General features: G+C 66.8%; 17 protein-coding genes and 1 tRNA gene. 8 read left to right on the forward strand and 10 right to left on the reverse strand.

Features of this window, described 5'->3' with window-relative positions:
• The first annotated feature begins 30 nt into the window (after positions 1-30).
• Positions 31-426, forward strand: a complete 396-nt coding sequence (locus IAG39_RS27655; RefSeq protein WP_118932577.1) for a GtrA family protein — start codon at positions 31-33, stop codon at positions 424-426.
• Here IAG39_RS27655 and IAG39_RS27660 read toward each other — a convergent pair.
• Positions 386-1,966 (reverse strand): glycosyltransferase family 39 protein, encoded by a 1,581-nt coding sequence (locus tag IAG39_RS27660; RefSeq protein ID WP_118932576.1) that lies wholly within the window; start codon positions 1,964-1,966, stop codon positions 386-388. The two genes, IAG39_RS27655 and IAG39_RS27660, sit on opposite strands and share 41 nt — an antisense overlap.
• 1 nt (position 1,967) lies before the next feature.
• Positions 1,968-3,020 carry a glycosyltransferase family 2 protein gene (locus IAG39_RS27665; RefSeq protein WP_059372958.1) on the reverse strand — a complete coding sequence of 351 codons (1,053 nt, stop codon included), beginning with the start codon at positions 3,018-3,020 and terminating at the stop codon, positions 1,968-1,970.
• A 260-nt stretch (positions 3,021-3,280) separates the two neighbouring features.
• On the opposite strand from IAG39_RS27665, the gene IAG39_RS27670 reads away from it, so the two are divergent.
• The 5 genes from IAG39_RS27670 to IAG39_RS27690 all read left to right on the forward strand — a co-directional run bounded on the left by IAG39_RS27670 (position 3,281) and on the right by IAG39_RS27690 (position 7,466).
• Positions 3,281-3,778: a GNAT family N-acetyltransferase gene (locus IAG39_RS27670; RefSeq protein WP_059372956.1), complete on the forward strand. Its 498-nt coding sequence runs from the start codon at positions 3,281-3,283 to the stop codon at positions 3,776-3,778.
• A gap of 184 nt (positions 3,779-3,962) precedes the next feature.
• A complete protein-coding gene (gene gltS / locus IAG39_RS27675; RefSeq protein ID WP_118932575.1) occupies positions 3,963-5,171 on the forward strand; it encodes a sodium/glutamate symporter in 1,209 nt (402 codons plus the stop codon).
• Positions 5,168-6,673: a TAXI family TRAP transporter solute-binding subunit gene (locus IAG39_RS27680; RefSeq protein ID WP_165867832.1), complete on the forward strand. Its 1,506-nt coding sequence runs from the start codon at positions 5,168-5,170 to the stop codon at positions 6,671-6,673. The genes gltS and IAG39_RS27680 overlap by 4 nt, the downstream gene beginning before the upstream one ends.
• A gap of 42 nt (positions 6,674-6,715) precedes the next feature.
• Entirely contained in the window at positions 6,716-6,982 is a 267-nt protein-coding gene (locus IAG39_RS27685; protein WP_054458453.1) for a hypothetical protein, read from the forward strand.
• 4 nt (positions 6,983-6,986) lie between these two features.
• Positions 6,987-7,466, forward strand: coding sequence for a YaiI/YqxD family protein (locus IAG39_RS27690; RefSeq protein ID WP_059372950.1), 480 nt, complete (start codon positions 6,987-6,989; stop codon positions 7,464-7,466).
• On the opposite strand, the gene IAG39_RS27695 is transcribed toward IAG39_RS27690, so the two are convergent.
• The 7 genes from IAG39_RS27695 to IAG39_RS27725 all read right to left on the reverse strand — a co-directional run bounded on the left by IAG39_RS27695 (position 7,460) and on the right by IAG39_RS27725 (position 14,521).
• Positions 7,460-7,627, reverse strand: a complete 168-nt coding sequence (locus IAG39_RS27695) for a hypothetical protein (protein WP_118932573.1) — start codon at positions 7,625-7,627, stop codon at positions 7,460-7,462. The two genes, IAG39_RS27690 and IAG39_RS27695, sit on opposite strands and share 7 nt — an antisense overlap.
• Positions 7,628-7,947: 320 nt before the next feature.
• Positions 7,948-8,022 (reverse strand) — tRNA-Val (locus IAG39_RS27700).
• A 60-nt stretch (positions 8,023-8,082) separates the two neighbouring features.
• Positions 8,083-8,805, reverse strand: coding sequence for a DNA polymerase III subunit epsilon (dnaQ, locus tag IAG39_RS27705; protein WP_118932572.1), 723 nt, complete (start codon positions 8,803-8,805; stop codon positions 8,083-8,085).
• Positions 8,806-8,808: 3 nt separating this feature from the next.
• Complete coding sequence (locus tag IAG39_RS27710) at positions 8,809-11,925, reverse strand: efflux RND transporter permease subunit (RefSeq protein WP_118932571.1); 3,117 nt, start codon at positions 11,923-11,925, stop codon at positions 8,809-8,811.
• A 33-nt stretch (positions 11,926-11,958) separates the two neighbouring features.
• Positions 11,959-13,047 (reverse strand): efflux RND transporter periplasmic adaptor subunit, encoded by a 1,089-nt coding sequence (locus IAG39_RS27715; RefSeq protein ID WP_059372944.1) that lies wholly within the window; start codon positions 13,045-13,047, stop codon positions 11,959-11,961.
• Positions 13,048-13,227: 180 nt separating this feature from the next.
• Positions 13,228-13,689, reverse strand: coding sequence for a ribonuclease HI (gene rnhA / locus IAG39_RS27720; RefSeq protein ID WP_059372942.1), 462 nt, complete (start codon positions 13,687-13,689; stop codon positions 13,228-13,230).
• A gap of 58 nt (positions 13,690-13,747) precedes the next feature.
• A complete protein-coding gene (locus IAG39_RS27725) occupies positions 13,748-14,521 on the reverse strand; it encodes a class I SAM-dependent methyltransferase (protein ID WP_118932570.1) in 774 nt (257 codons plus the stop codon).
• 20 nt (positions 14,522-14,541) lie between these two features.
• On the opposite strand from IAG39_RS27725, the gene gloB reads away from it, so the two are divergent.
• Positions 14,542-15,363, forward strand: coding sequence for a hydroxyacylglutathione hydrolase (gene gloB, locus IAG39_RS27730; protein ID WP_059372934.1), 822 nt, complete (start codon positions 14,542-14,544; stop codon positions 15,361-15,363).
• 7 nt (positions 15,364-15,370) lie between these two features.
• Positions 15,371-16,789, forward strand: a complete 1,419-nt coding sequence (locus IAG39_RS27735) for a transglycosylase SLT domain-containing protein (RefSeq protein ID WP_059372931.1) — start codon at positions 15,371-15,373, stop codon at positions 16,787-16,789.
• A 62-nt stretch (positions 16,790-16,851) separates the two neighbouring features.
• Here IAG39_RS27735 and IAG39_RS27740 read toward each other — a convergent pair whose 3' ends face one another.
• Positions 16,852-17,784, reverse strand: a complete 933-nt coding sequence (locus IAG39_RS27740; RefSeq protein WP_118932569.1) for a pyridoxal-phosphate dependent enzyme — start codon at positions 17,782-17,784, stop codon at positions 16,852-16,854.
• Between the last annotated feature and the right edge of the window lie 12 nt (positions 17,785-17,796).

Here is a 17,796-nt window from a genome sequence, read left to right on the forward strand (position 1 = left end):
ACCTTTGACTTCATTTCCGCCACGCCCTTCATGCGCGCCCTGCTGCAACAAGTAAGCACCTTCATTGCCGTCGGATGCGCCGCCGCGGCCACCCACTGGGCTGTCGCCGTGGGTTGCGTCGAACTCTTCCGCATGCCGCCCCTGGCCGCCAACCTGATCGGCTGGCTGGTTGCATTCGCGGTTTCCTTCACTGGCCACTACCGGCTTACGTTCCGACATTCCAAAACTCCGTGGACGGTAGCAGCGCGGCGTTTCTTCCTTGTGTCAGCAGCCGGCTTCATCATCAACGAAGCCGCATACGCCTGGCTACTGCATAGCACTACCATCCGTTACGACATCCTGCTTGCCTTGATCCTGCTCGGGCTCGCCGTGGCGACCTTCATCGCTAGCCGGCTTTGGGCGTTCCGCCACAAACCCGCTGCCTGAGGGCCGCGTCCACGTCGACGCGCCACATTACATACTTCACGCTGCTGACCACCGGCGCCAGCCCCTGCAACGGCGCATAAACCTGGTTGTCCGCCGCGGTACCCCATACCCAGTAGCGGCTGCCCTCGGCCGCCTGACACAGGCGCGCGTTGAACTCCGCGGGGCTGAGCAGCACCTGTCCGCCGGTTTCGGGGTCGAACTGGGCGGCGTCATACAGCTCCTTGCGCCAGTTGTCCCGCACGGGCACCTCCGGATTGAGCCAGTCGTCCACCACCCAGGCGGGCCGCGGCGCCCGGGCGTACAGCGCCAGGTCGAACGGATAGGTGTGCAACGACACGAAGGTATCGTCCGGCCGCGCCTGCTCCCGCACCACCTTGGCCAGCGGGCCCGCGCTGCCGCGCGCATTGTTGGCGGCGATGCCCACCGCGATGACGCAGATCCCCACCGCCACCGCGCCGCTCAGGCGCAGCAGGCGGGTGGCCGAATCGGCGTCGGCGCGCCTGGCTCCCTGGATCACTTCGGCCAGAAGGAAAGCCAGCGGCGCCAGCGCCGGCAGGACATAGCCCACAAGCTTGGAATTCGGCAGCGAAAAGAACGCCAGCACGACGGCAAACCACAGCACCGCCAGGCGCCGCAAGCTGCGCGAGGGACCGGCCTCCCAGAACGTCTTGCGCAGGATGCCGCCGCCCCAAAGCGACCAGGGCAAGCTCAGCCCCGCCACCACCGGCAGATAGAACCAGAACGGCTGCGCATTGTTAAAACCAGTAGCGGCAAAGCGCTGGAAGTGCTGATAGACAAAGAAGTAGTCGTAGAAACCTGGATAGCGCCACTGCATCAGCACGAACCACGGCGCCGCCACGGCGATGAACACCAGCAGCGCGGGCGGCCAGAACAGCGCAGCCAGGCCGCGCCACCGGCGTTCCCACACCAGCCAGATCAGCAGGATGGCGCCCGGCAGCACCAGGCCGATCAGCCCCTTGGCCAGCACGGCAAGCGCTGCCAGCGCGCCAGCCGCCACGGCCATCGCGTGCCAGGCTTCTCCGCGCTCCTCGCGCAGCACCGTATCCGTTGCCGCCAGCACGCACAGCGTGATCATGCCGGCCACCAGCATGTCCAGATTCGCGAACTGCGCGCCACCATAGAAAAACGGCATGGTGGCGAGGATCAGCACGGTCGTCATGGCGGTCGCGGGATCGCGATAGCGGCGCACAAAGGCGTACATCGCAGCCGCCGCGGCCCACGCTGCCAGCCAAGAGGGCACCCGCGCCGCCCAGGGATGCACGCCGAACACCGAAAAGGACAGCTCAGTCAGCCAGTAGTAAAGCGGCGGCTTGTGGAAATACGGCATGCCGTCCAACAGGGGCACCGCATGCGAACCGCTGCGCAGCATGTCCCAGGCCACACCGGCATAGCGCCCTTCATCGGGCAGGGTCAGGGGCCTGATCCAGGCCAGGAAAGCAAGCCACGCGCCTATCGCGATCAGGAAGCGTCCCGCTGGCGGGGTCCAATCGGAGCGCCGCCAGAACGTCGTGGCGAACATGTCAGTCCAAGCCTTGGCCCGGCCGGGAAGCCCTGCCCTGGCGCCGGCGCACGACGAACAGCGGCCGGCCCTTCACCTCATCGAAGATCCGCGACACGTATTCGCCCACCACGCCCAGGGAAATCAGATTCACGCCGGCAAAGAACAGCACCGCCGTGACGATGGTCGTCCAACCGGAGACCTCGTTGCCGAAGAACAGGTACTCGCCGACCAGATAGGCGGCATAGGCCAGCGCCAGCATGGCAAAGGCCACGCCAACCAGGCTGACCAGGCGCAGCGGCCAGGTCGTGAAGGCGGTCAGGCCGTCCAGCGCCAGCCGGACCAGGCGCATGCTGCTGAAACGGCTGTCGCCGTGCATGCGCTCCTCGGGGGTATAGGCCAGCGCTTCGCCCTTGAAGCCGACCCAGGCGTACAGGCCTTTCATGAATCGGGTGCGTTCGGGCAGCGCGATCAGCGCGTCCACCACGCTGCGGTCCATCAGGCGAAAATCGCCCGCGTGCGCCGGCACATCCACGCCGCGCGCGCCGCTCAGCAACTTGTAGAACCAGCGCGCGCCAGCGCGCTTGGCCCAGGATTCGTCGGCGCGGGTCTCGCGCACGGCGTAGACCATTTCGGCCCCGGCGGCCCAGCGCGCCAGCATTTGCTCGATCAAGGCGGGAGGATGCTGCAGATCCGCATCCAGGCAGATCACCGCATTGCCCGTGGCGGCTTCCAGGCCGGCGCTGATCGCGGCTTCCTTGCCGAAGTTGCGCGACAGCTGCACGTAGCGAAAACCATCGTGTTCGGTCCATTCGGCCATCAGCGCTTCCGTGCCGTCCGTGCTGCCGTCATCGGCCACGATGATTTCCCAGCTGGTGCACAGCGCCTCCAGGCGGTTGCGCAGCAGAGGCAGCAGCACCTGCAGGTTCTCGCATTCGTTCAGGCACGGAATGACGCAGGTCACGCAAGTGTCGTACGGCACGCGAGCCTCGGCCGCCGGCCAAACCGTTTCCAGCGGATACGATTTGGTCAGCACTTGCGGGACAGCGGATTCGGACCGGAACTGAATGTGCATGGCTCTAGACTCGGAATGCAGGACTATGCCGAGCAGTATGCGTAGGGATCTGTCGAATTTTCATGAAATGCGCAATTGCCTGCAGCGCCCGAGAAATACAGATGAATTCTAGGGAGCGTCCCCCGGAAAACAATAAAGTGGCGTAAACCTGTGTCCCCAATTTGTGAAGCCCTGTAAAGCCGGACTGCGCCCGCGCATCGGTAAAATGCGCCCGAGTTTTTTTGTTTTCGCAGGTTGTCATGCAATATCAAGTCCGGCTCATGCAGGCCAGCGACGTGGACGCCATCCTGGCCCTCCAGACCCTGGCCTACCCCGGTTTCCTGCTGGAAAGCGCGGGTTTCTTCCAGAACCGCCTGGCGCTCGCCCCCTCGCACTGCTGGGTAGCGCAGGCTGGGGCCAGCCCGGATGCGCTGCTGGGCTACCTGATTTCCTATCCCTGGGACGCGGGACTGCCGCCCGCCCTGGATGTGGCGCTCGCGGCGCTGCCGGCCGCGGCCGACCACTGGTTCCTGCACGACTGCGCCGTGGCGCCCTCGGCGCAGGGGTTGGGCGTGGGCCAGGCGCTGCTGCGCGCCGCCGCCGACAGCGCGCATGAAGGCGGCTTGCGCCGCGCCAGCCTGGTGTCCCTGGAATCCGCCGTGGGTTATTGGCAGCGCCACGGCTACCTACCGGTCAGCGCAGACAGCGCCGACCTGACCGAAAAACTGGCTGGCTACGGGCCGCGCGCGCAATATATGTCGCGCGCATTTCCACTCTAGCCGCCCCGGCCGCGGCTACCTCCGCCGCGGCTTTCCGCCCGCCCGGCCCCACGCCGCGCGCCGCCTCCCTGCCCCATGTACATCGCCCGCGCGGCGGACGTAACATAAGCCTCAGTCCGTGTGAGGCGGCAGGGTTCAAACAGCCAGAAAGTTCACCGTGCCCTGACAGGGCGCAAAGGCACCTATGATCTCGCTTACGCCCGTTCAATCACTGCTGGCATGCTGCCTCGTCCTGGTCATCGGACGCGTGCTCACCACCAAGATCGGCGTCCTCGCCCGCTACAGCATTCCGGACCCCATCGTCGGCGGCCTCCTGTTCGCCGTACTGGCCTACCTGCTGGCGACCTGGGGCGGCATCTCCGTCTCGCTGGAAACCAGCATCAAGCCGACCTTGCTGCTGCTGTTCTTCGGCAGCATCGGCCTGACCGCCAACCTCAAGCTGCTGGCCAAGGGCGGCCCCAGGCTGATTGCCTTCCTGCTGGCCCTGATCCCGTTCCTGGTGCTGCAGAACGCCGTCGGGCTGGGCATGGCCTGGCTCCTGGACATGCATCCGCTGATGGGCCTCTTGGGCGGCACCATCACGCTGGTGGGCGGTCACGGCACGGGCGCGGCCTACGCCACGCGCTTCGCCGACTTCAACAACATCCAGGACGTGATGGCGCTGGCGATGACCGCCGCCACCCTGGGGCTGGTGCTGGGCGGCGTGGTGGGCGGGCCGGTGGCCGAATGGCTGATGCGGCGCCACAAGCTGGCCGGCAGCCTCGACCACGCGCCCGGCGACGGCCACGAGCCTGCGGACCTGATGGAAAACGCGCCCGCGTCCTCCGCCGGCTCCTACATCGTCTCCCTGACCGCCGCCCTGGTCTGCCTGGTGGTCGGTGGCTACCTGGCGGCCTTGGTTGAGGACGCCCCGGTCAGCCTGCCCAACTTCCTGTGGTGCCTGGCCACGGGCGTACTGATCCGCAACGGCGGCGAAAAGCTGGGCCTGAAGCTGGACGACCGCGCCACCGAAATCATCGGCACCATCTCCCTGTCGCTGTTCCTGGGCATGACAATGATGACGCTGGACCTGTCCAGCGTGGCGCGCCTGGCCGGCCCGCTGGCCCTGATGCTGGCGGTGCAGACCCTGGTATGCGCGCTGTATGCCGCCTGGGTCGTGTTCCGCATGCTCAAGCGCGACTACGAAGCAGCCATCATGTCAGCCGCGTTCTGCGGCTTCGCGCTGGGCGCGACCGCCACCGCCATTGCCAATATGCAGGCGCTGACGCGGCGCCATGGCCCGGCGCCGGAAGCGTTCATCGTCGTGCCGGTCACCGGCGCCTTCCTGGTCGACATCCTGAACGTGATCGTGCTGACCTCGCTGATCTCCTTGCCGTTCGTGGGAGGCATGTGACCATGTTCAAACGCCTTGTCATTCTGAGCTTCTGCCTGCTGCTGGCGGCCTGCGGCCGCGCGCCCGATACCGACGCCCTGCGCGCCGACGTGGAACGCAGCCTGGCCACCGCCTACGGCGCGGACCTGTTCCGTATCGCCGGGATCAAGCGCATGGGATCGGCCTCGGACAGCAGCGCCCCGGCGGGCGAAACCCGCCGCGTGGTCTATTACGACGTCGAACTGGACCTGGCGCGCAACATCACCCTGGGCGCCTGGGACCAGCCCGGCGCCGCCGCGCTGGTCACGCTGCTGGGCGCCGGCCCGCGCAGCATCAGCGGCGTGAAATCCGGCGGCAACCAGGCGGGCGACCGCATCGTCGCGCACGCCAGCGCCATCTACCGCAAGGAAGGCGACGCCTGGAAGCTGGTCACCCCGGCCGGCTTCAAGGCGGCCGAGGCGCCCAACCTGGACACCGGCGCGCCGCCGCCCGTCACGCGCCAACTGCTGGACACGCTGGACCAGATCACCCATTCGGTTTCCTACAGCGCCTCCAGCACCGCGCAGCACGTAGTGCAACAGGAACTGGAACGCTCCGTGGCGCGCATCAACGGCCGGCTGGCCCGCATGCAACAGGGCTACCCGCTGGCCGGCGGCCCGGACCGCGGCGAGTATGTAGCGTTTGCGCGCGCCCTGAGCGACGTCGCGCGCAAGCAGCAGATCCGGGTCTCGCCGCTGATCACGGGCGGCGGCGCCGAGAACATCGCGCTGCTGCGCAGCGGCGACGCGGTGGTGGGACTGGCCCAGGCCGACACGGCGCGGCTCGCCTATGACGGCAAGGGCCCATTCGCGGGCCAGGGTCCCTTCACCGGCCTGCGCGCCCTGGGCAGCCTGTATCCGGAACTGGTCCATATCGTGGTCCGCGACGACGCCGCCCTGCGCGGCGTACGCGATCTCAAGGGCAAGACCATCGCCCTGGGGCCGGAAGGCTCGGCGGTGCGCGCCACGCTGGAAACCGTGCTCGCCGCCCATGGCCTGCAGGCCGGCCGCGACTACACCGTGGCCGACACGCCCTTCACCGAGTCCCTGCCGGCGCTGAACTCCGGCAAGGTCGACGCCGCCGCCCAGGTCATCGGCGTGCCCGCCACGCCCTTGCGCGATGCGCTGACCCAGGCGCGACTGAAGCTGCTGCCGCTGGACCCTGCCGCCATCAAGGCGCTGACCGGGGCCGAGGACAACGCGCTGATGCCGCTGGACATCGCCGCCGGCACCTACCCCAACCAGACGGAGCCGATCCCCACGGTGGGCATGGCGGCGCTGCTGCTCACCACCGCGGACCTGACCCGGGACGAGGCCCTGGTGATCGTGCGCGCGGTCTACGTGACCGGGCAGGACCTGCTGGCCGCCGGATCCGCCCAGGGCGCCCAGGTAGGGCTGGCGACCGCCCGCCGCGGACTGACCGTGCCGCTGCACGACGGCGCCCAGGAAGGGCTGGCCAAGCTTGAACAGGGCAAGCCGCAATGAAGCCGGTTGCGCTTATGATTGCGCTCCCTACCAGGAATCCCCATGAATAAATTCGATCTGCAGAAAAACCAGGCCCTGAAGCTGGCCGGCCAGCTCAAGCAAGCCTCCACCCCGGACCGCTTCGGCACCGCCTCGCAAGTGCCCGACCGCCGCGAACAGCGCAAGCTGGACCAGGCCGCCGGCCTGGTGCCGTTCCCCCTGAAGCTGTCGCAGGCCCACGCCGACAAGCTGCGCGCCCTGGCGGCCGAACGCGGCGTGTCGACCAACGACATCGTGGCCGAAGTGCTGCAAAACGCGCTGGACAAGTAAGCGCATGCATATCTGGGTCGATGCGGACGCCTGCCCCGCGGTCATCAAGGACATCCTGTTCCGCGCCGCCCAGCGCTGGCAACTGCCGCTGACGCTGGTGGCCAACCAGATGCTCTACACCCCGCCCTCCCCGCTGATCCGCGCGGTGCAGGTGCCGCGCGGCTTCGACGTCGCCGACGCCCACATCGCCGAACGCGCGTCCGAGGGCGACCTGGTGATCACCGGCGACATCCCGCTGGCCGCGCAAGTCCTGGAAAAAGGCGCGATGGCCCTGAACCCGCGGGGCGAACGCTATACGCCGGAAACGATCCGGGAGCGGCTGGCGTTACGGGACATGATGGAAGAGCTGCGGGCCAGCGGCGTGGATACCGGCGGCCCGGCGGCATTCAGCCAGGCCGACCGCAAGGCCTTCGCCAACCAGCTGGACACCCTGCTGGCGCGCGCGGCGCGCAAGACGCAGCCGGGCTCGGCAAGCGGTCAATAGAAGGTGATGTAGGCCTTGTAGATGATCGTGCCCAGGGCCGTGATCAGGCCTATGCCCATCAGTCCCATGCCGATATTGCGGTCGCGCAGCCCGAAGCCGACCAACATGAGCGCCACGCCGGCGACGATGATGATCAACATGGTATTGGTGTGCTCGGACATGACCTTCTCCTGTTCGCCTATGCCTGGCCCCACGGGCCAAAGCCTTTGTTATCAATGATAGTCAGGCTCGCATGCGACGCGGCTCAATCGACGTGAGTCCGCTTGCGACAAATCAAGAGAAGGGTAATGAAAGGGACGGTTCAGCGCAATGGCTTGCATGCCATATGCAAAGCGCCCGGATTTAAAGGCGTGCCCGATGCGTCCTGAGCGCAAAACAAAAAAGCCAACCTCGCGGTTGGCTTTCTTTGCTTTGCGTCTTTTTTAACCTTGGTACGCCGACAACGATAAGCCTGAGGCTTACGTCATCTTCCAAGGGTCTTTGGTGGGTAGTACTGGGTTCGAACCAGTGACCCCTGCCGTGTGAAGGCAGTGCTCTACCACTGAGCTAACCACCCCGAAAGAGGCAAAATATTAGCACGTTTTTTTGAACGCGTGCAAGTCGCCTCGAAAAAACTTTATGCGGCCGCCACTGGCGCGTCGATCTTGCGCCAGGTGCACGCCCCGCCCACGGACTTATCCAAGGCCGCGAGATAGTTTTCGTGCTCGGCCAGTTCCGCCTCGCTGGCCTTGATCACGGGCAGGCCCGAAGCGTCGAAGCGGGCCAGTTCGATACCATTGCCGCCGCCGCTGGCGCCGTCGTCCACGTCGATCAACAGCGCGTCCTGGCCGCGGGTCATGGCCAGCCAGACTTCCGCCAAGAGCTGCGAGTCCAGCAATGCGCCGTGCAGGGTGCGGTGGGCGTTGGAAATGCCGAAGCGGTCGCACAGAGCGTCCAGCGAATTGCGCTTGCCTGGGAACAGCGAGCGCGCATGCAGCAGCGAGTCCGTGACCGTTTCGCAGTACTCGGTGACCGGGCCGCGCCCGGTCTTGGCGAGTTCGGCGTTGAAGAACTTGACGTCGAACGCCGCGTTGTGCGCGATCAGCTCTGCGCCCTGGATGAACTTGACGAATTCGTCCGCGACATCGGCGAAGCGCGGCTTGTCGGACAGGAACTCGGTGGTCAGGCCGTGCACCGCCAGCGCCTCGGGGTCGCTGTCGCGGTCCGGGTTCAGGTAGATGTGCAGGTTGTTGCCGGTGGTCATCCGGTTGACCATCTCCACGCAGCCGATCTCGACGATGCGATGGCCCTGGGCAGGGTCCAGTCCGGTGGTTTCAGTGTCAAAGATGATCTGGCGCATAACTTATTCCGACGCTTGGGCAGGCGCGGCGGGCTGCGCGTGCGGCGCCGGAGCGGGGTCCGGATGATGCGCTGCGCTGCCGGCCTGGCCGGGTTTCTTGCGTGCGGTGGCGATCAAGGTGTAGGCCACCGGCACGACGAACAAGGTCAGTAGTGTACCCAGCATCAGCCCGCCCACCAGAACCCAGCCAATCTGCTGGCGCGATTCCGCCCCCGCGCCCGTGGACAAGGCCAGCGGCACGGTGCCCAGCACCATGGCGCCGGTCGTCATCAGGATGGGGCGCAGGCGCAGCACGCTGGCTTCGACCACCGCCTCGAACAATTCCTTGCCTTCGTCGCGCAGCTGGTTGGTGAATTCGACAATCAAAATGCCGTGCTTGGTGATCAGCCCCACCAGCGTGATCAGGCCGATCTGGCTGTAGATGGACAAGGTGCCGCCGGTCAGCCACAGCGCCAGCAGCGCGCCGGTCATGGACAGCGGTACCGACAGCATGATGATGAAGGGATTGCGCCAGCTTTCGAACTGCGCGGCCAGCACCAGGTAGATGAAGGCCAGCGCCATGGCGAAGACCAGGTAGATGCTGCCGGAGGAATCGCGGAACTCGCGCGACTGGCCGTCCAGGTCGGTGACGATGGTGTTGGGCAGCACCTCGCGCGCCACCTGATGCATGTGCGTCAGGACTTCGCCCAGCGCGTAGCCGGGCGCCACCGCGCCGTCGATCTTCACGGCGCGCAGGCGGTTGAAGTGGTTCAGCGATTGCGGCGACACGCCCTCATGCACGCCCAGCAGGTTGTCCAGCTGCACCATGCTGCCGTCGCGCGCCCGCACGTAGATGCCCGAGATATCGGTGGGGTTGGCGCGGTCGCGCGGCGTCACCTGCACGATCACGTCGTACTGTTCGCCTTCGTCCTTGTAGCGCGTGACCTGGCGGCCGCCCAGCATGGATTCCAGGGTGCGGCCCACGGTGTCCACATTGGCGCCCACGTCGGCCATCTTGTCGCGGTCCACGCGCACCCGCAGCTCGGGCGTATTCAGGCGCAGGTCGGTGTCCAGGTTGATCAGGCCGGGATACTTGCGCAACTCGGTCAGGAACACTTCGGTCAGGCGCGACAGCTCGGCGTAGGACGCCTGGCTCATGATGATGAATTCCACCGGCTTGGAACGCGCCGACTGGCCCAGCGACGGCGGGTTGGTCGGGAATGCGCGCACCCCGGGCAGCGAGGCGAATTGCGGCTGCAGCTGCTGCGTGATGGCCTGCTGCTTGCGGCTGCGCTCTTCCCAGGGTTTCAGGCGCAGGATGGCGGTGCCGTCGGTCACGGTAGGAAAGCCCACGGTCACCTGGCTGCCGCTGGCCTCCGGAATGTCGGAGTAGAACTTTTCGATGCCCAGCATGCTTTCCAGCGTGTAGTTCAGCGTCGCCCCTTCAGGCGAGCTGACGATGCCGAACACCACGCCGCGATCCTCGATGGGCGCCAGCTCGCTCTTGACCACCTTGAACAGCACGCCGCTCGCGGCCGCGACCGCCAGGCCGATGGCCACCACCACCCAGCGGTGGCGCAAGGCCAGCGCCAGCGCGCGCCGGTAGCCGTTGCTCATGCCGTTGAGCCAGCCTTCGATCAGGTTGTACCAGCGGCTGTGGCTGCTCTGGTGGCGCAGCAGCACCGAGCACATCATGGGCGTAAGCGTCAGCGCCACGAAACCGGACACCAGCACGGCGCCGGCCAGCGCCAGCGCGAACTCGATGAACAGCCGTCCGGTGCGGCCCGTGGCGAAGGCCAGCGGCGCGTACACGGTGACCAGCGTCATGGTCATGGCGACCACCGCGAAGCCGATCTCGCGCGAACCGCGCAGCGCGGCCTCCTTGCGCGGCATGCCCTCTTCGATGTGGCGGAAGATGTTCTCCAGCACCACGATCGCGTCGTCCACCACCAGGCCGATGGCCAGCACCATGGCCAGCAGCGTCAGCGTGTTGATGGAAAAGCCGAACAGGTACATCAGCGCGCAGGCGCCCACCAGCGACACCGGAATGGTGACGATGGGGATGATGCTGGCGCGCAGGTTGCGCAGGAAGAAGAAGATCACCAACACCACCAGCACGATGGCTTCGCCGATGGTATGGAACACGGAATCGATGGAGCGTTCGATGAACACCGACGAGTCGTACGCGATGTTCAGCTTCATGCCGGCCGGCAGGTTCTCGTTCAGGCGCGCCACTTCCTCGCGCGCCGCCTTGGACAGTTCCAGCGGGTTGGCGGTGGACTGGCGCGTCACGCCGATGTTGATGGCGGGCTTGCCGTTGAAGCGCGACAGCACGCGGTCGCTGGCGGCCGCGATCTCCACGTTGGCCACGTCGCGCATGCGAACCGGATAGCCTTTGACGTTGGCGACGATCACGTTCTCGAATTGCGCGGGCGTCTGCAGGTCGGTAGAGGACACCACCGAGAACTCGCGGGCGCGCGATTCGATGCGGCCTGCCGGGATCTCGACGTTCTGGCTGCGCAGCGCGGCCTCCACGTCCTGCACGGTCAGGCCGTAGGCGGCGAGCTTGTCGCGGTCCACGTAGATGCGCATGGACGGCAGGCGTTCGCCGAAGACGCGCACCTCGGCCGCGCCCGGCAGCACCGACAGGCGGGTCTTGATGTAGCGGTTGATGTAGTCCGAGGTCTGGATCGCGGAATACGACCCGGACTCCACCGCGATATAGATGATGGGTTGGGAGTCCGCTTCGACCTTGCCGATGATGGGCTCGTCGATCTCGTCGGGCAGGAAGCGCCGCGCGCGCGAAACCTTGTCGCGGACTTCCGCGGCCGCGGCGTCCGGGTTGCGGGACAGGTTGAACTTGATGTTGATGAGGCTGCGTTCCGAGCGGCTGCGCGAGGTCATCACGTCCACGCCCTCGATGCCGGCCAGCTGGTCTTCCAGCGGCTTGGTCACCTGCGACTCGATCACCTCGGGCGAAGCGCCCTTGTAGGTGGTGTCCACCGACACGATGGGCTCGTCGATCTTCGGATACTCGCGCACGGTCAGGCGCGAATATGAAATCAGGCCGATCAGCACGATGATCAGCGACAGGACCGATGCGAACACCGGCCGCTTGATGCAGGTTTCCGAGATACGCATTGCGCTACCGCCAAAAATGGAAAAAGGCCGGCGTCACGCGCCGTTGCCCAGAACGGTCACCGCGGCGCCGTCCGTCACCCGCTGCAAGCCCGACACCACCAGTTGGTCGCCCGCCGCCACCCCGGTCAGGATTTCGACGCGGCCCTCGCGGCGCTCGCCGATGGTGACCTCGCGCCGCTCGGCCACGCCGTTCTTGACCCGGTAGACGTACTGCGTCGCGCCCGAGGGCGACAGCGCGGCTTCCGGCGCGACCAGCGCCTTGTCCTGGCTGAACTGCAATTGCACTCGGGCGAACATGCCCGGGCGCAGCACCGCATCCTTGTTGGCGACCGTGGCGCGCAGCAGGATGGAGCGCCCGCCCGCGTCCACCAGCGGGCTCACCGCATAGACCACGCCCTGGCGCTCCTGGCCGGGCAGCGCGTCCATGCGCAGCGTCAGCGGCTGGCCCACGCCCACCTTGCTCAAATACATTTCAGGGACGCGGAAGTCGACCTTGAGCGGATCGATCGCCTCCAGCGGGGCCAGGTCCTGGCCCTGGTTGACGTAGTCGCCCACCGACACGCTGCGCAAGCCCGCAATGCCGCCAAATGGCGCCGAGATCGTCATCTTGTCCAGCCGCGCCTGCGCCAGCGCCACGGCGGCTTCCTGCACCTTGAGCGTGCTGGCGGATTCGTCGCGCGCCTGCTGGCTGACGAAGCCCTTGCCCTGCAGCTCGACCGAGCGCCGGTAGTGGCTTTGCGCCAGCGTCAGGTTGGCGCGGGCCTGGGCCAGCTCGGCGCGCGGCACGGAATCGTCCAGGCGGATCAGCACGTCGCCGCGCTTGACCGGCTGGCCTTCCTTGAAGTCGATCGACTGGATGCGGCCCGCGACCTCCGGCCGCAGCACCACGGACTCGTCGGAACGCAGGCTGCCCACGGCCGAGATGCCGCGCGCGAAAGGTATTTCCTGGGCGGCGGCCACCTCGACCCGGACCGGCACGGCGCGCGTGACCAGGGGCGCTTGAACGGCGCCGGGTTGCGGACTGGCGGTTCCGTGGTCGAGCCAGCGCGGCACAAAAATGCCGAGCGCGGCCCCCGCGGCCAACCCTGCCGCTACGGCGGCGAGCAGTACTGCTTTTTTCATGCGCGAATGTGGCGGTATTGCGGCGCGGGCCTGGCATGCCCCCACGCGGACTGCGCCGCAGGAACTGGAATGAGGGTTGGCACTTTAGCACCCGGATTTACATACTGGAACAATCCTGAAGCCGGATGAAAGAACTAAATCCACCCCAGAGGGCGGATTCGAGGGTATATCCCGATGCCCTCAGCCCCGGCGGGCCGATTCCACGCCCATGTTGGCCAGCTGGTCGGCCCGTTCGTTGCCGGGATCGCCGGCATGGCCGCGAACCCAGCGCCAGGACACGGTATGGCGCTGTACCTGTTCGTCCAGCAGTTGCCACAGCTCGGCGTTCTTGACCGGCTTCTTGTCGGCCGTCATCCAGCCGCGCCGCTTCCAGTTGGCGAGCCATTCGGTCATGCCCTTCATCACATACTGGGAGTCCGTATGGATGGTGACCGTGCACGGACGCTTGAGCGCGCGCAGGCCCTGGATGACCGCCAACAGTTCCATCCGGTTGTTGGTGGTCTGGAGTTCGCCGCCATGCAGGGTCTTTTCGTGGCTGCCGGCGCGCATCAGCACGCCCCAGCCGCCCGGACCGGGATTGCCCTTGCAGGCGCCGTCGGTCCACATTTCCACTTTCTGCTCGTTCGCTTTGTCGTCCTGCATGGTGCTGCTTGGTATTCCTTGCAAAAAAAATTGGCCCCGCGGTGCGGGGCTGGGCCCATCAGGAGCCGTCGTCCGCGTGGCGGTTGACCACCACGGACGCGGCGCGGGCGCGTTTGGGCTTGGCCTTCTTCCAGGCCGGGCCAATGATACGCATGCCGGCCACCCGCTTGACGGCCGACACCAGATAGACCGCGCCGCCCACGCTCCACCAGCGGGCGCCCGCCGACTCCAGGAAGGACCAGCGCTGCAGCCACTTTTCGCTGCGGCAGGCCGGCGCGTAGCAGCCGAAGTGGCTGCTCTCGACCTCGAGCGACAGCAGCTTGAACCAGTCCTTCAGGCGCGGCAGGGACACCTGGGATGACGGCGGCTGCGGCAGCCAGGGTTCCATGCCGGGCATGCGCGTGCGCGCGCCCCACATGCTCCAGGGATTGAAGCCCGAGATCACCACCCGCCCTTCGGGCACCAGCACGCGCTCGACCTCGCGCAGCACGTTGTGGGGATCCTCCGCGCACTCGAAGGCATGCGGCAGGATCAGGAGGTCCACGCTCTGGGACTCGAACGGCAAGGCCTCGGGTTCGGCCAGCACCACCCGCGACTGCCAGGCGGCCGTGCTTTCCGCGGACGGGGTCTCGCCGCCCACGTAGCCCTTGAAGGGCATGCGGTTGGCGCGCAGCAGATTCATGTCCGCCAGGCCCACCTGCCAGGCGTAATATCCGAACACGTCCGCGACAGCCGCGTCGAACTGCGCCCGCTCCCAGGCCAGCACGTACTGTCCCGGCGGCGTCTGGAACCATTCGGCCAGTTCTACAATCGGCGGAGTATCTTCTGCCACGTTCTATTCCTTCGAATCCCATGCAAGCCTTGACCGCCCCCACAGGCGGCCGCGATCGCAACGCCGCGGTCTTGCCGCTACCCGCCTTCAATGACAACTACATCTGGGCCATCGTCCGCGGCAATGAAGCCGCCGTGGTGGATCCCGGCGACGCCGGCCCGGTGCTGCACTGGCTGGCCCAGAACGGCTTGAGACTGCGCGCCATTCTACTCACGCACCATCACGGCGACCACGTGGGCGGCGTACCGGAATTGTCCCGCATCGAGGGCATCACCGTATACGGCCCCGCGCATGAGCAGCTGCCGCGCTGCGACGTGCGCCTGGCGGAGGGCGACCGCGTGGCGATCCCGGAACTGGACCTGGACCTGGCCGTGCTGGACGTTCCCGGACACACCGCCGGCCACATCGCCTACTACGGCCGCGCGGCCGGTCTGGAGCCGGTTCTGTTCTGCGGCGACACCCTGTTTGCGGCGGGCTGCGGCCGTCTTTTCGAAGGCACTCCGGCGCAAATGCATGATTCTTTAGGGAAATTTGCTGTTTTACCGCCAGATACACAGGTTTTTTGCGCACACGAGTACACTCTAGCGAACTTGCGCTGGGCCTTGGCAGTCGATCCGGCCAACCGCAGCCTGCAACAGTGGCACCAGCAGGCCCAGCAATTACGAGCAGAAGGTCTTCCCACGCTTCCGTCCACCATCGGGCAGGAACGCGCGGCCAATCCGTTTTTGCGCACGCAAGAAGTTGAGGTCGTCCACGCCGCAGAGCGCTGGGCCGGCCGCAGCCACGCTACGCCGGTAGAGGTTTTTGCCTCCCTTCGTGAATGGAAGAACGATTTCAAGTGACAACCTGATGAATCTATCCCGACTCCTTCTGCCGCTCATGCTGGCAGTCCTCGCCGGTTGCGCAGGAACCAAAGCCCCCGATAGCAAGAACCTCACCACCAATTCGCAAGGGCGATACATCGCCCGCGACACGTCCCGGACGGTTGACCTGACCAACCCGCCCGCCGACGCCTGGGACCGCATCCGCCGCGGTTTCGCCATTCCCAACCTGAACACCGACCTCTCGCAGCAGTGGACCGACTACTACGCGTCCCACCCCGAGTCGGTGCAGCGCATGGCGGAACGGGCCGGCAAGTACCTGTATTTCATCGTCGACGAGATCAACCGCCGCGGCCTGCCGACCGAGCTGGCGCTGCTGCCCTTCGTCGAAAGCGCCTACAACCCGACCGCGCTGTCCCGCGCCCAGGCATCCGGCCTGTGGCAGTTCGTGCCGGCCACGGGCCAGCACTTCAACCTGAAGCAGGACTGGTGGCGCGACGAGCGCCGCGACCCCATCGCCTCGACCAACGCGGCGCTGGACTACCTGGAAAAGCTGTTTGAAATGCAAGGCGACTGGTACCTGGCGCTGGCCTCGTACAACTGGGGCGAAGGCTCGGTGCAACGCGCCATGGCCAAGAACGAAGCGGCCGGCCAGGGCACGGACTACCTGTCCCTGAACATGCCCGACGAAACCCGCAACTACGTGCCCAAGCTGCAGGCCATCAAGAACATCATCGCCGATCCGCAGCGCTATGCGGTGGCCCTGCCCCCGGTGGGCAATACGCCCTACTTCGTGACGGTCCAGAAGAACAGCGACATCGACCTGGAAATCGCCGCCAAGCTGGCGGAAATGCCGCTGGACGAATTCAAGGCCCTGAACCCCTCGTTCAACCGCCCCGTGATCCGCGGCGACCACGGCCCCACCCTGCTGCTACCGGCCGACCGTGTCGAAATCTTCAACGCCAACCTGACCAACTACAAGGGCGATCTCAGCGCCTGGAAGATCTACCACTCGCGCCGCGGCGAATCCTACGCCTCGATCGCCAAGCGTTTCGGCGTGAGCGAAGCCACGCTGCGCCAGACCAACGACATTGGTTCGCGCCAGAAATCCGCCTCCGGCCAATCCCTGCTGGTGCCGGGCGAACCCGGCACGGGCGGCGTGCAACTGGCCTCGCTGGCCACGCCGGTGGGCGCACTGGACTCGGCGCCGTCGGACAACAAGGCTGCCGCCCCGCGCGGCCGCGCCGCCCAGGCGCCGGCTGCCCGCGTGGCCAGCGCCCGCCCCAATGTCCGCACCCACAAGGTGCGCCAGGGCGACACGCTGTTCTCGCTGGCCAAGCAGTACGGCACCTCGGTCGACGCGCTGCGCGCGCTCAACAACATCAAGGGCAGCGCCCTGAAGGTGGGCTCGCAGCTGCGCGTGCCGGGTACCAACGCCCGCGGCTGATTGGCGCTTGCATGCAAAAGGCGCGTCCCGCGGGACGCGCCTTTTTTATGCCCGGCCGCTCGCTACCGGGCCTGCCCCGCGAACTGCGCGCTCCATTGCGCCAGTTGGCCCGCCGTGACGCCCACGCCGCCGCACAGGATCACCGCCACCGAGCGGGCGTTCTTCAGAAACTCCGAACCGCTGTCCAGCGCCGCCACCGAGGCGCCGCAGGCGGGTTCGACCAGGATGCGGTGCTCCAGCAACACGTCTTCGCAAGCCGCCACCGCGGCGGCGTCCGACACCACCACGCTCTCGATGGGATGTTCCTTGGCCAGGTCCAGCGCGCGGTCGCAGACCTGCCGCGCGCCCAATGAGGTCGCAATGGACCGGATCTCGGGCAACAGCACCGGCGCCCCCGCGCCCAGGGCCTGGGCATAGGAGTCGGCGCCGGCCGTCTCGGCCGCGATCACCGGCACGTCCGCCCAGCCGTTGCGCCGCAGGCCCTCGACCACGCCGCACAGCAGGCCGCCGCCGCCGACCGAGCAGATGACTGCATCCGGTCGGCCGCCTTGCCGGGCCAGCTCGTCGATCATGGTTGCGTGTCCCTCCCACAGCAAGGGGTCATCGAAGGGATGCAGGAACGCGTCCGCCTCGGTCATGAGTTCCAGCGCGCGGGCGTTGGCTTCCATCCAGGAAGCGCCATGCACGATGACCTCCGCCCCTTCGGAACGGATCAGGCTCTTGGCGCGTTCCGAGGTCGTGGCAGGCACCACCACGGTCACCGGCGTGGCCAGCATGCGGCCGGCGTAGGCCACCGCGTACCCGGCGTTGCCGCCGGACGAAGAGATGAAGCGCCGGGCGCCGCGGGATTTGTAGATCTGGCACGCATGGCCTATGCCGCGGGCCTTGAACGAGCCGCTGGGCTGCAGCGCCTCCATCTTCAGGCGCACGTCCTTGCCGCTGCGCAGGGAGAAGGCGCGGGATGCGAGCGCCGGGGTTTCGATATGGATTGCCATGTTCCGTTCTTC

Source organism: Achromobacter xylosoxidans (assembly GCF_014490035.1).
GTDB lineage: Bacteria > Pseudomonadota > Gammaproteobacteria > Burkholderiales > Burkholderiaceae_B > Achromobacter > Achromobacter bronchisepticus_A.

Bases quoted from the DNA above. Each gene is read 5' to 3' on its own strand.
- IAG39_RS27655 (WP_118932577.1), top strand. From the start codon at position 31: ATGCGCGCCCTGCTGCAACAAGTAAGCACCTTCATTGCCGTCGGATGC.
- IAG39_RS27660 (WP_118932576.1), bottom strand. From the start codon at position 1,966: ATGTTCGCCACGACGTTCTGGCGGCGCTCCGATTGGACCCCGCCAGCG.
- IAG39_RS27665 (WP_059372958.1), bottom strand. From the start codon at position 3,020: ATGCACATTCAGTTCCGGTCCGAATCCGCTGTCCCGCAAGTGCTGACC.
- IAG39_RS27670 (WP_059372956.1), top strand. From the start codon at position 3,281: ATGCAGGCCAGCGACGTGGACGCCATCCTGGCCCTCCAGACCCTGGCC.
- gltS (WP_118932575.1), top strand. From the start codon at position 3,963: ATGATCTCGCTTACGCCCGTTCAATCACTGCTGGCATGCTGCCTCGTC.
- IAG39_RS27685 (WP_054458453.1), top strand. From the start codon at position 6,716: ATGAATAAATTCGATCTGCAGAAAAACCAGGCCCTGAAGCTGGCCGGC.
- IAG39_RS27690 (WP_059372950.1), top strand. From the start codon at position 6,987: ATGCATATCTGGGTCGATGCGGACGCCTGCCCCGCGGTCATCAAGGAC.
- IAG39_RS27695 (WP_118932573.1), bottom strand. From the start codon at position 7,627: ATGTCCGAGCACACCAATACCATGTTGATCATCATCGTCGCCGGCGTG.
- dnaQ (WP_118932572.1), bottom strand. From the start codon at position 8,805: ATGCGCCAGATCATCTTTGACACTGAAACCACCGGACTGGACCCTGCC.
- IAG39_RS27710 (WP_118932571.1), bottom strand. From the start codon at position 11,925: ATGCGTATCTCGGAAACCTGCATCAAGCGGCCGGTGTTCGCATCGGTC.
- IAG39_RS27715 (WP_059372944.1), bottom strand. From the start codon at position 13,047: ATGAAAAAAGCAGTACTGCTCGCCGCCGTAGCGGCAGGGTTGGCCGCG.
- rnhA (WP_059372942.1), bottom strand. From the start codon at position 13,689: ATGCAGGACGACAAAGCGAACGAGCAGAAAGTGGAAATGTGGACCGAC.
- gloB (WP_059372934.1), top strand. From the start codon at position 14,542: ATGCAAGCCTTGACCGCCCCCACAGGCGGCCGCGATCGCAACGCCGCG.
- IAG39_RS27735 (WP_059372931.1), top strand. From the start codon at position 15,371: ATGAATCTATCCCGACTCCTTCTGCCGCTCATGCTGGCAGTCCTCGCC.
- IAG39_RS27740 (WP_118932569.1), bottom strand. From the start codon at position 17,784: ATGGCAATCCATATCGAAACCCCGGCGCTCGCATCCCGCGCCTTCTCC.